The sequence below is a fragment of the Mycobacterium sp. genome, from assembly GCF_032159765.1.
GTDB lineage: Bacteria > Actinomycetota > Actinomycetes > Mycobacteriales > Mycobacteriaceae > Mycobacterium.
The window spans coordinates 1-13,264 of sequence record NZ_JAVHWM010000115.1; the positions used below are offsets into that span (position 1 = coordinate 1).

13 protein-coding genes are annotated in these 13,264 nt (G+C 66.6%); 9 read left to right on the forward strand and 4 right to left on the reverse strand.

Translation table 11 applies throughout. The features are described 5' to 3' along the window. Nucleotides 1-221 precede the first annotated feature (221 nt). Complete coding sequence (locus QOH60_RS12910) at nucleotides 222-1,955, forward strand: ABC transporter ATP-binding protein (protein WP_526420838.1); 1,734 nt, start codon at nucleotides 222-224, stop codon at nucleotides 1,953-1,955. Nucleotides 1,956-1,995: 40 nt separating this feature from the next. Beyond that, nucleotides 1,996-3,891: an ABC transporter ATP-binding protein gene (locus QOH60_RS12915; RefSeq protein WP_526420859.1), complete on the forward strand. Its 1,896-nt coding sequence runs from the start codon at nucleotides 1,996-1,998 to the stop codon at nucleotides 3,889-3,891. Here the strand turns inward: QOH60_RS12915 and abmR are convergent. From abmR to QOH60_RS12930, 3 genes are all read right to left on the reverse strand, one after another. Then, entirely contained in the window at nucleotides 3,888-4,454 is a 567-nt protein-coding gene (gene abmR, locus QOH60_RS12920) for an ATP-binding transcription factor AbmR (protein WP_526420840.1), read from the reverse strand. The two genes, QOH60_RS12915 and abmR, sit on opposite strands and share 4 nt — an antisense overlap. A 72-nt stretch (nucleotides 4,455-4,526) precedes the next feature. Beyond that, complete coding sequence (locus QOH60_RS12925; RefSeq protein ID WP_526420842.1) at nucleotides 4,527-4,730, reverse strand: hypothetical protein; 204 nt, start codon at nucleotides 4,728-4,730, stop codon at nucleotides 4,527-4,529. Nucleotides 4,731-4,778: 48 nt separating this feature from the next. Then, nucleotides 4,779-5,819 carry a YVTN family beta-propeller repeat protein gene (locus QOH60_RS12930; protein WP_526420844.1) on the reverse strand — a complete coding sequence of 347 codons (1,041 nt, stop codon included), beginning with the start codon at nucleotides 5,817-5,819 and terminating at the stop codon, nucleotides 4,779-4,781. A 179-nt stretch (nucleotides 5,820-5,998) separates the two neighbouring features. Here QOH60_RS12930 and QOH60_RS12935 point away from each other — a divergent pair, with 179 nt between their 5' ends. From QOH60_RS12935 to QOH60_RS12945, 3 genes are all read left to right on the forward strand, one after another. Then, on the forward strand, nucleotides 5,999-6,823 hold the full coding sequence (locus tag QOH60_RS12935; RefSeq protein ID WP_526420846.1) for a MerR family transcriptional regulator: 825 nt from the start codon (nucleotides 5,999-6,001) through the stop codon (nucleotides 6,821-6,823). Between the two features lie 116 nt (nucleotides 6,824-6,939). Further along, nucleotides 6,940-7,302: a nuclear transport factor 2 family protein gene (locus QOH60_RS12940; protein ID WP_526420848.1), complete on the forward strand. Its 363-nt coding sequence runs from the start codon at nucleotides 6,940-6,942 to the stop codon at nucleotides 7,300-7,302. A 73-nt stretch (nucleotides 7,303-7,375) separates the two neighbouring features. Beyond that, the gene (locus QOH60_RS12945; RefSeq protein WP_526420861.1) at nucleotides 7,376-8,110 is read left to right on the forward strand and encodes a DUF427 domain-containing protein; all 735 of its coding nucleotides are present in this window, start codon (nucleotides 7,376-7,378) and stop codon (nucleotides 8,108-8,110) included. Here the strand turns inward: QOH60_RS12945 and QOH60_RS12950 are convergent. After that, nucleotides 8,103-9,194, reverse strand: a complete 1,092-nt coding sequence (locus QOH60_RS12950; RefSeq protein ID WP_526420850.1) for a Zn-dependent alcohol dehydrogenase — start codon at nucleotides 9,192-9,194, stop codon at nucleotides 8,103-8,105. The two genes, QOH60_RS12945 and QOH60_RS12950, sit on opposite strands and share 8 nt — an antisense overlap. Before the next feature lie 49 nt (nucleotides 9,195-9,243). On the opposite strand from QOH60_RS12950, the gene QOH60_RS12955 reads away from it, so the two are divergent. The 4 genes from QOH60_RS12955 to QOH60_RS12970 form a co-directional block, all read left to right on the forward strand. Continuing rightward, complete coding sequence (locus tag QOH60_RS12955; RefSeq protein ID WP_526420852.1) at nucleotides 9,244-10,710, forward strand: aldehyde dehydrogenase family protein; 1,467 nt, start codon at nucleotides 9,244-9,246, stop codon at nucleotides 10,708-10,710. Nucleotides 10,711-10,839: 129 nt separating this feature from the next. Further along, nucleotides 10,840-11,370, forward strand: a complete 531-nt coding sequence (locus QOH60_RS12960; protein WP_526420854.1) for an Rv2253/PknI dimerization domain-containing protein — start codon at nucleotides 10,840-10,842, stop codon at nucleotides 11,368-11,370. A 77-nt stretch (nucleotides 11,371-11,447) separates the two neighbouring features. Further along, the gene (locus QOH60_RS12965; protein ID WP_526420856.1) at nucleotides 11,448-12,647 is read left to right on the forward strand and encodes an amidohydrolase family protein; all 1,200 of its coding nucleotides are present in this window, start codon (nucleotides 11,448-11,450) and stop codon (nucleotides 12,645-12,647) included. A gap of 9 nt (nucleotides 12,648-12,656) precedes the next feature. After that, a partial coding sequence (locus QOH60_RS12970) for an amidohydrolase family protein (RefSeq protein ID WP_526420858.1) occupies nucleotides 12,657-13,264 on the forward strand: 608 nt, incomplete at its 3' end.

Genomic DNA, 13,264 nt, shown 5'->3' on the forward strand with positions numbered 1-13,264 from the left:
AGCCGGCAACGAGCGCGACGACCGCCGATACGACCATCACCATCAAAGGCAGTCTGCGCCTCACAGGGCCCGCTTTGCGGGTCGCGCTCTTGCTGCTCATCACGACAGCAGGATAGCGGCAGCCGCGAAGTGGGGTGGCGGATGGCGCTTGACCTGCGCATATGACCCGGCTGGCGCGTTGGTCCAGGAACCGATCCGCCCGGGCGTGCGACAGTACGGAGATGCTCCTGGGACTGCTGCGCCGATTCGTGCGGCCGTACCGCGGGCTGATCGCGATCGTCGGGTCGCTGCAGGTGATCAGCACACTTGCGTCGCTTTACCTGCCGACCGTCAACGCGGCGATCATCGACGACGGCGTCGCCAAGGGCGACACCAACACGATCACGCGGCTGGGCGTCGTCATGCTCGGAGTAACCGCGCTGCAGGTGCTGTGTTCGGTGGCCGCCGTGTATTTCGGGTCGCGGACCGGCATGGGGTTCGGCCGCGACCTGCGGACTGCGATCTTCGACCACGTCACTGGCTTCTCGGCCCACGAGACCGCTCAGTTCGGCGCGCCGTCCCTGCTCACTCGCAGCACCAACGACGTCCAGCAAATCCAGCTGCTCGTCCAGATCACGTGCACCGTGCTGGTCACAGCGCCGATCATGTGCATCGGTGGGATCGCGATGGCCGTGCACCAGGACGCCGGCTTGTCGTGGCTGCTGCTGGTCAGCGTGCCCGTGCTGGCGCTCGCCAACTACCTGATCGTGTCGCGGATGCTTCCGATCTTCCGCCGGATGCAGCGCCAGATCGACGGGGTGAACCGCGTCATGCGCGATCAGCTGTCGGGAATCCGGGTGGTGCGGGCCTTCGCGCGCGAGCGCGTCGAACAACGCCGGTTCGATACGGCCAATCGCGCGCTGTCGGACTCGGCGCTGGCCGCGGGCCGGTGGCAGGCATTGCTCCTGCCGGTGAGCACGCTGGTGATCAACGTGTCCAGCGTTGCGCTGATCTGGTTTGGCGGCATGCGGATCGACGCCGGGCGGATGCAGGTCGGTTCGCTGATCGCGTTCCTTTCCTACTTCATGCTGATTCTGCTGTCGGTCATGATGGCGACGCTGTTGGTGATCCTGTTCCCGCGCGCCTCGGTGTGCGCCGAGCGCATTACCGGGGTGCTGAACACCGAGCCGACCATCCGCAGCCCCGAACATCCCGTGTGGCCCAAGGCTCTGGCCGGCCTCGTGCGATTGGACTCTGCGACGTTTAGCTATCCGGGGGCCGATCGCCCAGTGGTGCAGGGCATTTCGCTTACGGCACAGCCCGGCACGATGACCGCGATCGTCGGCAGCACGGGATCCGGCAAGTCGACGTTGGTGTCGCTGATCTGCCGTCTGTACGACGTGACCGCCGGATCGGTGAGCATGGACGGCGTCGACGTGCGCGAGTACGACACCGAACAGCTGTGGTCGGCGGTCGGGCTGGTGCCGCAACGCGGCTACCTGTTCTCCGGCACGGTCGCCGACAACCTTCGATACGGCAAGGCCGACGCCACCGACGCTCAGATGTGGGAAGCGCTGGAGGTGGCGGCGGTCGACGGCTTCGTCTCATCTCACGCCGACGGGCTCGACATGCGTGTGGCGCAGGGTGGCATCAACTTCTCGGGAGGCCAACGGCAACGGCTGGCGATCGCCCGTGCGGTGATCCGCCGCCCCACGGTCTACCTGTTCGACGACGCGTTCTCGGCCCTGGACGTGCGCACCGATGCCCGGGTACGTGCCGCGCTCCGCACCGCTTCGACGGATTCGACCATGATCGTTGTGTCACAACGTATTTCGACCGTCATCGATGCCGACCAGATCGTGGTAATCGACGACGGGCGTGTCGTCGGAACCGGCACGCACAGGTCGTTGCTCGCAGACTGTACGCAGTATGCCGAGTTCGCGGACTCGCAGTCGGTCGGGGTGGGGCGCCGATGAGCGCTCGCGCGAAGAGGAGACAGCACCAGTGAGTGGGCCGATGCGGATGTCGATGCGCACCATGACGCAGGCGCCCGAGAGGTCACGGGACTTTCGGGCGACGGCGATCCGGCTGCTGAAGAGATTGACGCCGCAGCGGGGGTTGGCTGCAGCAGTGATGGGGTTGTCGGTCGTGGGCATAGCGATCGGCGTGGTGGGTCCGCGGGTGCTTGGGCACGCGACGGACCTCCTGTTCAACGGGGTCATCGGTCGCCAGCTCCCAGCGGGCATCACCAAAGAGCAGGCGGTGCAAGCCGCGCGGGCACGCGGTGACGGCACCTTCGCCGACTTGTTGTCGAGGGCGAACGTGACGCCTGGCGTCGGCGTGGACTTCGCCGCGGTGGGCCGCACGCTTCTGCTGGCGCTTGGCCTGTATCTTCTTGCCAGCCTGTTGATTTGGGTGCAGGCACGCCTGCTCAACGTCACCGTCCAGCGCACGATGGTCGCGCTGCGCGCGGACGTCGAGGACAAAGTGCATCGGCTTCCGCTGTCCTACTTCGACTCTCGGCAGCGCGGCGAAGTGTTGAGCCGGGTGACCAACGACGTCGACAACATTCAGACATCGGTGTCGCTGACGATCAGCCAGCTGCTGTCGTCGGTGCTGACGGTGGTCGCCGTGCTGGTGATGATGCTGACGATCTCGCCGTTGCTGGCAGCGATCACACTGCTGACGGTGCCGGCATCGCTGTGGGTGACCAGGACGATCGCACGCCGATCGCATCGGTTGTTCGTCGCGCAGTGGACCAACACTGGTCGCCTCAACGCCCACATCGAGGAGACGTACAGCGGCTTCACGCTGGTGAAGACGTTCGGTCACCGGCCGCGGGCACAGGAGCAGTTCCGCCAGCTCAACGACGACGTCTACCACGCCAGCTTCGGCGCACAATTCTTCTCCGGTCTGGTGGCACCGCTGACTGCGTTCATCGGCAACCTCAGCTACGTTGCCGTCGCGGTAGTCGGCGGCCTGCAGGTGGCGACTGGGCAGATCACGATCGGCGCGATCCAGGCGTTCACCCAATACGTGCGCCAGTTCAACCAGCCGCTCACTCAGATTGCCGGGATGTACAACACGCTGCAATCCGGAATGGCAAGCGCGGAACGCGTTTTCGACCTCCTCGACGCCGAGGAGCAGACACCGGACACCGACGTCGCATTGCCGTCGGCCAACGGCCAGCTGCGACCTGGCCGCGTCGAGTTCGACCAGGTCAACTTCAGTTATCGGCCCGGCACCCCCGTCATCGAGGACCTGTCCTTCGTCGCGCAGTCGGGAAGCACCGTGGCGATCGTCGGCCCGACGGGCGCGGGAAAGACCACGCTGGTGAATTTGTTGATGCGTTTCTACGAGGTCGACAGCGGCGCAATCCTGGTTGACGGCGTTGACATCTCGACGATCAGCCGCGAGTCGTTGCGGTCGCGGATCGGGATGGTGTTGCAGGACACCTGGCTGTTCGGCGGAACCATCGCCGACAACATCCGCTACGGACGCCCGGACGCCGACGATGACGAGGTGCTGGCGGCGGCCAAAGCCGCCTACGTCGACCGGTTCATCCACACACTGCCGGACGGCTACGACACCTGGGTGAGCGACGACGGCGGAAACATCAGCGCGGGAGAGAAGCAGTTGATCACGATCGCGCGGGCATTCCTCGCCCAGCCTCAGCTGCTGATCCTCGACGAGGCGACAAGCTCCGTCGATACCCGCACCGAGGTGCTGATCCAGCACGCCATGCGCGAATTGCGGCGCGGCCGAACGAGTTTCATCATCGCGCACCGGCTGTCGACGATCAGGGACGCCGATGTGATCCTGGTGATCGAGGAGGGCCGGATCGTCGAGCGGGGCAGCCATGCCGAGCTGATGGCCAAGCGTGGCGCTTATTGGGAAATGACGCAGGTCTAGAGGTCCGGGCCTTCGGCGCGCAGATCGTCGACCTCGGACATTGCTTCGCGCAACTTGGCGAGCCACTCGTCGGTGTGTTCCCCGACGAGCCGGACGCACCACGCCAGGGCGTCTGACCTCGACCGCGCCACTCCCGCGTCGACCAACGTGTCTAGGACCTGCCGATCCGGTTGACGAAGCCGCGTCATGACTGGAACAGCCAAGTGGGTGAATATGATTCGTTCCTCGCCGACGCGTACGCCCCAGCTCACGGTGCGCCCGTAACGCGCCTGCGCCTCGTCGGCGATCTGCATCCGCTGCGGCCGGGTGTCCTCTCGGAAGCGAGCGGCACGGCCGGCGCCGCGGGCGTCGGCGCCCTCGCCTTCGGCTCCTTCGGGTTCGGCAAGGCGCCCGATGACGGTGATCTCCTCGCGGTCCGCGACGACCTCCGGGGCTTCGGTGAACCACTCATCAGGTAGTCGGCCGGCGAACCAATCGGGTGCGTCGGCGGCGTCGGGTTGGTCGGCTTGCTGCCAGCCGCCAGGGCGGCCGAACCGCCGCCCGTGTCCATGGTGTGATCGCATGATTACATGATTACACCGTTGCAGTGGGTAGGGAAGTGCGTTCACCCTCGGCGAAGCTGATCTGCTGTCGCGCTATCGCTTGCGGACGAGCGCCCAGCCGCCCACCAGCGCGGCAACGATGAACAACAGCACTCCCCAGATCGGAGACGTCAGCGCACCCACCACGACTGCGACGATCACCACGGGTGAGATCGCGAACAACACCATTAGGGGGTGCTGCTTGAACACGTCGGCCGCGCCGCGCGCACGGTTGCGGTCGATCTCTTTACCTGCCATGGATCAAGGATGCCAGTGGTGCAGAGCGAGCGTGCGGGATGCAACCCACTATCGAGATTCGACCACCGACAGTGCGTTGGCAGCGACGTAGACGGTGTGGGTGCCCGGGTCCACCGCCACGGCATACGGGCCGGTGGCGACGGGCACGGCGGCGGTGACGGTGCGCGTCGAGGGGTCGACCACCGACAACGTGTTGTCGCCGTTGTTGGTGGCGTAGACGATATGGGTGCCCGGGTCCACCGCCACCCCGTCCGGGCTCTTGCCGACCGGCACGGTGGCTGCGACCGCGCGCGTCGAGGCGTCGACCACCGACAGCGTGTTGTCGCCGTTGTTGGCGACGTAGACGATATGGGTGCCCGGATCCACCGCCACCCCGACGGGGCCCTTGCCGACCGGCACGGTGGCTATGACCGCGCGCGTCGAGGCGTCGACCACCGAGACCGTGTTGTCGCGGTCGTTGGCGACGTAGACGGTATGGGTGCCCGGATCCACCGCCACCCCGTCCGGGTCCTGGCCGACCGGCACGGTGGCTACGACGGCGCGCGTCGAGGCGTCGATCACCGACACAGTGTTGGTGAAGTGGCTGGAAACGTAGACCGTCTGGCTGGCCCCATCCACCGCCACCCCCCATGGGAACGTGCCGACGGGCACGGCGGCGGTGACGGTGCGCGTCGAGGCGTCGATCGTCGACACCGTGTCCGCGTAGTTGGTGACGTAGACGGTGTGGCTGCCCGGATCGACCGCCATCCCGATTGGGTTCTCCACCCCGTTCGGGGTCTTGCCGACGGGCACGGTGGAGGTGACAGCGCGCGTCGAGGCATCGATGACCGACACCGTCTTGTCCCCGTAGTTGGCGACGTAGACAGTGTGGGTGCCCGGGTCCACCGCCACTCCGAACGGGCCCTTGGCGGGCACGGTGGCGGTCACCCTGTAGTGGCCCGGACCTGGACCTGCCGACCGACTCTGACATCCGGATAGCAAAAGGGCCAACACGACGGCACCGATGACAGCCAGCACGCCGGTGAGCATCGGTATCGGCACCAGCCGCCGGCGTTCTCGGGTTGATCGATCACTTTCGCTATCAGTCATTTGCGCCCTCTCGGTGGGTTTTGTTTGTAGTGTGGCCCTGGCACTTACCCGCCACATGCGAGTTCATCAAGTTCGTTGTCGTCGAGCACTCGGAACAGCGGTGGAGGTGCCCGAGCGGGTCGCTGATCTGACCGGCCAACTCGTGACTCTCCCCCTACGGGAGTGTGCAGACTTCAGTCATGCAGGCGACTCTTTCCATAGGCGACTTCGCGCGGGCTACCCACATGAGTGTCAAGACGCTGCGCCACTATCACCGGATCGGGCTCCTTGAGCCGGCCGATGTGGACCGTCACACGGGCTATCGGCGGTACACCACCGAGCAGATCCCGGTTGCCCAAGTGATCAGACGATTTCGCGATCTTGACATGCCGCTCGATCAGGTTCGGGCAGTGCTGAAGGCCCCCGATCTGGCGACCCGGAACCGGCTGATCACCGAGCACCTCAACAGGCTTGAAGACGGGCTCAGCCGCACTCAACATGCGGTCGCGTCGTTGCGCGACCTCCTCGAGCGCCCGGCCGGGTCGGAGGTCAACGAGGTCGGGCGGCGCCGGGTGCCGGCCACCCGGGCAGCGGCGATCGTCGAAATCGTGGACGTCGCAGATGCGCTCACCTGGTACGAGGGTGCGGTCGGGGAGCTCCGTGCGACCCTGGCTGCTCAGCGCGTGGCACCCAATGGACCCGCAGGCGGCATCTTCGCCGACGAGTTGTTCACCCACGAACGGGGTCAGGCGACGATCTTCCTTCCCTGCGAGGCCAGCGTCCGCGAGTTGGGCAGGGTCACCACACTGGTCGTGCCCGGTGTCGAGCTCGCAACGATCGACCACCTCGGTAGCTATCGTGAAATCGACCGCACCTATGGCGATTTGGCGACGTATGTCACCAAACACGCGCTGGCCGTCGACGGGCCGCTGCGCGAGTATTACCTCGTGGACCGCAATGACACCCCGGACGAAAGTCAGTGGCGCACACAGGTCTGCTGGCCGATCTTCGACACGGGCGTCTGACCCGGCGCCCTCCCCTTGGGGGAGAGATTCAGGCGCAGGGCGGCCTTGACCCTCCCGTCGTTGAAGCCGACACGCTGGCGTTGTCACTGAACAACCCAAGCCGAAGGAGTGCCCCAATGCACGCAACACCGCTGAGCGGGATCGTCGCCGAGCATGTCGACGCGGTCAACGCCATGGACGCCGACCGGATCATGGCCACATTCGCCACCGACGCCTACGTCAACGACAACCGTCGCGAGTTCGTAGGCACGGACGCCGTCCGCCGTTGGGTGGAAAGAGAAATCGTCGGCGACAAAGTCACCATCGAGGTCGTTGAGGTGCTGGACCATCACGGCGACACCGTCGTTCGCGGGCGATATGACGGCAACTACGACAAGACGAACCTGCCGGATGAGCTGATACTTTCCAACTACTTCAGCGTCCGCGACGGCAAGATCGTCAGCCTCGTCGTCATCTTCAATGAGCCCGCCGGATACTGAGCGGAGACCTACGCACTCGGAGGAGACGCCCGTGATTCCGGAATCCCAAAACCCCGATCGTGACTATCCGCAGATGGCCGCCGACCGGGGCCGGATCGAGCCGGCTCCGCGGCGGGTCCGCGGCTATTTCGACAACACGCTGCTCTTCGACACGACCCGTGCCCTCTACGTCTGGGAAATCCCGTACTACCCGCAGTACTACATCCCGTTGTCCGACGTCCGCACGGATTACCTCGAGGACGAGGACCATCAGCAGAAGCTGCAACTGGGCGTGTCAAGAACGCACTCGCTGACCAGAGACGGGCGTACCCGCAAGTCGGCTGCGCGCGTGTACGGCGACGGCCCGGTCTCCGGGCACGCGCGATTCGAATGGGACGCACTTGATTGGTTCGAGGAGGACGAGCCGATCGTCGGGCATCCACGTAACCCCTACGTGCGCGTCGATGCCTTGCGCTCACACCGGCACCTCAGAGTCGAACTCGACGGCGTCGTTCTCGCCGACACCCACAGTCCCGTGCTGCTGTTCGAAACCGGTTTGTCGACAAGGTATTACATCGATCGGACTGATGTGGCGTTCGAGCACCTCGAAGCCAGCCACACCCAATCGCTCTGCCCATACAAGGGGATCACCTCCGGGTACTGGTCGGTACGGGCCGGCGACACCGTGCATGCGGATCTTGCCTGGACCTACGACCATCCGTTGGAGCAGGTTGCCCCGATTGCCAGGCTGATCGCGTTTTACAACGAGAAGCTCGACATCTTCGTCGACGACGTCGCGCTCGCGCGGCCGCACACCCACTTCACCTAGGCGCCCCGAAGCAGACCACGCTGCGAGCTCCGTTCCCGCGCGCCATATCCGCGAATGCCGCTGCGACGCCGTCGATCCCGATGCGCCGCGTGACCAGCGCCTCGAGGTCGAGCCGGCCCGCGAGGGCAAGGCCGGCGAGCACCGGTATGTCGCGCGCGGGGTCACTCGCGCCGTAGACGCTGCCGCGAATCGTCTTGCCGTCGGCCATCAGTGACAGCGCGGGGAACGTCACCGTTTCGTCGATCGGGGCGGCCCCGACGAGCGTGACCGTGCCGCCGCGGCGGGTGGCGTCATACGCCGCGCGGATGGTGGCGGCCTTGCCGACGACCTCGATGCCGTGATCGACGCCGTCGCCTCCGGTGAGCTCGCGGACCGCGGCAACGAGATCTGTTTCACTGGCGTCGACGGTGTCGGTCGCGCCATTGGCCGCCGCGGCCGAGAGCTGAGGGGCCACCGCGTCGGCGGCGACGATGCGCGACGCCCCGGCTAACCGGGCTCCCTGCAGTGCCGCCAATCCCACACCGCCGCAACCGATGACGAGCACGGTGTCCCCTGGTCTGACGCACGCCGTGCGCATCACCGCGCCGACACCGGTGGTCACCGCGCAACCCAGCAGGGCCGCCAGTTCGAGCGGCAGCGACGCATCGACCTTGACGACCGCGGCGGCGGGCACGAGTGTCTTCTCGGCCAGCGTCCCAGCACCCATCGACGGCCACACCGCGCCCTCGGCACTCGACGCGTAGGGCTCGCCGAACGCGTGCGTCAGCCCGCTCGGACACAGGTGGGAATCACCCCGCAGGCAGGCCGGACATGTTCGGCACGGCACGTTCCAGGTGAGCACCACGTGGTCGCCGGGACGCACGGTCGCCACGTCGTCGCCGACCTCGGTGACGATGCCCGCGCCCTCGTGCCCGAGCGTGCACGGCAGCAGTGCCGGCATGTCGCCGTCGCGCACCGACAGATCGGTGTGGCAGATGCCGCTCGCTACCAGCCGCACTGTGACTTCGTGGCCGGCCACCGGTCGCAGCGTCAGATCTTCCACCGCGGTGGCCCGACCGGCCTCGCGCAGCACGACGGCCTTCATACGGACTTACGATGACGAGACCACACGACCGGGTCAAGGGAGACCTGCCATGACAACGTCAACTCTGGCCACGCTGACTATCGGCGGCGAACCGCAACCTGGTGGCGCAGGCAGCTACCCCGTCCATAACCCGGCCAGGCCGGCCGAAGTCGTCGGCGAGGCTCCCGCTGCCGACCGCGCCCAACTCGACGCGGCGGTGGGGGCGGCACGCAAGGCGGCGCCGGGGTGGCGTGGCTTGGATGTCGCCGAACGGGTCGCCAAGATCGTGGCGGCGGCCGCGGCCGCCGGCGAGCAGCTCAACGCGCGCGACGGCGCGCGGCTCTACACCAGCGAACACGGCAAGGTGCTCGCCGAGGCGAGCTTCGAACTCGGCGCCGCAGCGGTGCTTCCGGCAGTGGTTGGCTCCATGGCGGAAGCGGCGCTCGCGCCTGAGCAGATCGACCCGAACGTGCCTTATCCGCGGCTGCATCGAGAGCCGTATGGTGTTGCAGCCCTTGTTATTCCGTTCAACTGGCCGCTTGCGTTGCTGATGACGAAGCTGGCGCCGGCGCTGGCGGCAGGCAACACCGCAGTGGTCAAGCTGCCGCCGACGGTTCCGCTGGTTGCTCTGCAGCTCGGTGCGGCGTTCGCCGCGGCGCTGCCGCCGGGCGTGGTCAGTGTGCTGTCCGGTCCCGGCGCTGAGCTCGCTCAGGCGCTGGTCGCCCATCCGGGAATCGACGTCATCTCCGTGACCGGCGGATGCGCGACCGGCCGTGCGGTGATGGCGGCCGCGTCGGCGCGGCTCACGCCCGTGTTGCTGGAGCTCGGCGGGAACGACGCAGCGATCATCGCGCCCGACATCGGCATCAGCGATCAGCTCGTCGAGGCGCTGGTGACGGCGACCTACACCACCGGCGGACAGGTGTGCATGGCGATCAAGCGGCTGTACGCGCCACACGAGAAAGTCGACGCGCTGGCCGAGGCGGTGCTCGCACGGTGTGAGCGGGAAGTGGTCGGCGATGGCCTCGCGGAGGAGGTCACATTCGGCCCGCTGCATACGGCGGCGGCCCGTGACCGAGTGGACGCACTCGTGAAAGACGCTGCGGCACAGGGAGCGACGGTGCGCACCGCGGGGCGACTCCGCGACGCCGACGCCGACTCCGGTGGGCATTTCATGCTGCCGACAGTCGTCACCGGCGCGCCGCCGCATTCGGCGCTGGCCCGGGAGGAACAATTCGGCCCGGTGCTGCCGATCTTCGGCTACGACCACATCGACGACGCCGTCGCCGCGGCCAACGACACGGACTTCGGCCTCACCGCGTCGGTATGGACCGGTGACGACGCGCTTGCCGACGAGGTCACGAGCCAACTCGTAGCAGGCACGGTCAGCGTGAACTGCCACGGCATGGCAGCCCAGGACCCGAGAGTGCCGTTCGGGGGTGTTGGGCAGTCCGGCCTCGGCCGGGAGTTCGGGCTCGACGGCATTCGCGCGTTCACGCAGGCCCGCGGATACGTACGGCAGCCGCCGCCGCAGTAGCTGGTCAATAAGATCGACAGAGCCTCAACGGAACTTGTGAGAAACGCTCTCTGGCTGTGGCTGCGCAGTGCGATAGTTGGCCTACCACGCGGCCTCACGCGCGACGGTAACCGAAATGGGGCGGACACCATGACCATCTCTCGCGTTCTCTTAGCGGCCACTGTCGTGGCCGGCATTGGGTCACCAGTCGCGTTGCTCACTCCCGGATCCGCCTCGGCATCTGCGCTCATCGAGGGCGTCTATCGGTTTGACTATGACGGCAGCAAACAGACGCAGGACGGCAAGCCGTTCCCGACCAATTCGTACTCGGCGACGGTCGGTATCCGCTCCGCCTGCCCCCCCGCCGGCTGCGTCGCGACCGCCACAGACCTGAACACGTACGGTTGGCCGCAACCAGCTGAAGCGTCCACCTTCGTGTATCGCGAAACCAACGACCAGTGGGTAATGACCAGGGGGTTCGTGTATGCGTGCAACAACGGCGAAATGCATGAGGGCGGTGAAACGCAGACATTCCAGGTCAAGCCCGATGGAACATTCGTCGGCATCGGCATCAAGCCACGTTCACCATGCCCCGGCGGCCCGCTCGTGATGCCGTTCACTGCGACAAGAGTGCGTGATCTGCCCCCAGACGCGCCGGTGGCGGACCCCAACACCGTCTGATCGAGCACATCAACTGTCTGGCTGTTTTTGCACAAATAGCATTGACAGCTGCCGAAATCGGACCATAGTCGTCAGGTATGGCGCTGCTGCCCGACCCGACGCCCAGGGAGCGACAGCACATCCTGATATCCGTCGACGACCATGTCATTGAGCCCCCCGACATGTTCGACGGACGCCTCCCCGCCGCGCTGACGGAACGTGCGCCGAAGATCGTCGAGACCGACGACGGAAACCAGGTATGGCAGTACGAGGGCCGTACCTATCCGAACATCGGGCTCAACGCGGTCATCGGTCGGCCGAAAGAAGAATGGAGCATGGAGCCCGCCCGGTTCGACGAAATGCGGCGCGGCTGTTGGGATGTCAATGCGCGGATCGCAGACATGGATCTGGCGGGCATCTGGGCGTCGCTGAACTTCCCCTCGTTGATCGCCGGGTTCGCGGGGACAGTGTTCTGGCGCAGCGACGATCCCGAGCTCGGGCTCGCAGTGCTGCGGGCATGGAACGACTGGCATCTCGACGCGTGGGCCGGCGCCTACCCCGACCGGCTGATCCCGCTGCAGCTGCCGTGGCTGGCCGATCCGCAGCTCGCGGAACAAGAGGTACGCCGCAACGCCGAGCGTGGGTTCAAGGCGGTGAGCTTCCCCGAGCTGCCTGCCCAGTGCGGGCTGCCCAGCCTGCACACCGGGGTCTGGGATCCGTTCCTGGCGGCATGCGAGGAGACCGGGACCGTCGTCTGCCTTCACACCGGCTCAGCGCAGTGGGCGGCCATTCCCGCGCCGGACACCCCGTTCGAGACGATCACCACGCTGTTTCCCGTGAATGCGCTTGTCGCGACGGCAGATTGGTTGTGGTCAGGAATTCCGGTGCGCTTCCCGGATCTGAACATCACGCTCGACGAGGGCGGCCTCGGCTGGGTGGCGATGCTGGCCGACCGCGCCGACTTCGTCCTCGCACACTCCGCGTCAGCACGCGAGGGCGGCTCATGGAAGAGCGACCTGCTGCCGAGTGAGGTGCTGCGGCGCAATTTTTGGTTCTGCTCGATCGACGACCCCACGGCGTTCGGCACGCTCGACGCCATCGGGGCGGGGCGGATCCTCATCGAGAGCGACTACCCGCACGCCGACTCGACATGGCCGGACACCCAGAACGTCGTCGCGCGCAATGTCGCGAAGCTGTCGGCCGAAGACGCGGCTCGCATCACCCACCGCAACGCCTCAGAGCTTTTCCGTCACCCGCTACCGGACGAAGGGTGGCTGGCCCGCAGCGGCGCAGCATAGGAGTCTGCAATGTTGGATCTGCTGATCCGAGACACGTCGATCGTCGACGGCACCGGCACACCCGCCCGCCATGGCGATGTGGGCGTGCGGGACGGCCGCATCGTGGCGGTCGGCGAAGTCGACGAACCCGCCACGAAAACCGTTGATGCCGAGGGCCAAACACTTGCGCCGGGGTTCGTCGACCTGCACACACACTACGACGCGCAACTGTTCTGGGACCCGACCGCAAGCCCGTCGGTGCAGCATGGCGTCACGACCGTCTTCGGCGGCAACTGCGGATTCACGCTGGCGCCCGCGGGGCCGGACCAACGCGATTACCTGACGAAGATGCTGGCGCGAGTCGAGGGCATGCCGCTCGAGGCGCTGCGCGCAGGCCTGGACTGGGAATGGTCGTCGTTCGGCGACTGGCTGTCCCGGCTCCAGGGCCGCACAGCCGTCAATGCCGGCTTCCTGGTGGGGCATTCGGCGATTCGGCTGGCCGCGATGGGCGACGACGCGGTCGGCGGCGAATCGTCCGCAGAGCAGGTGGCGAAGATGGCCACGCTGCTCGCCGCCGCGCTGAGCGAGGGGGCGATGGGATTTTCGACCTCACAGTCGAATACGCACAACGACGGCTC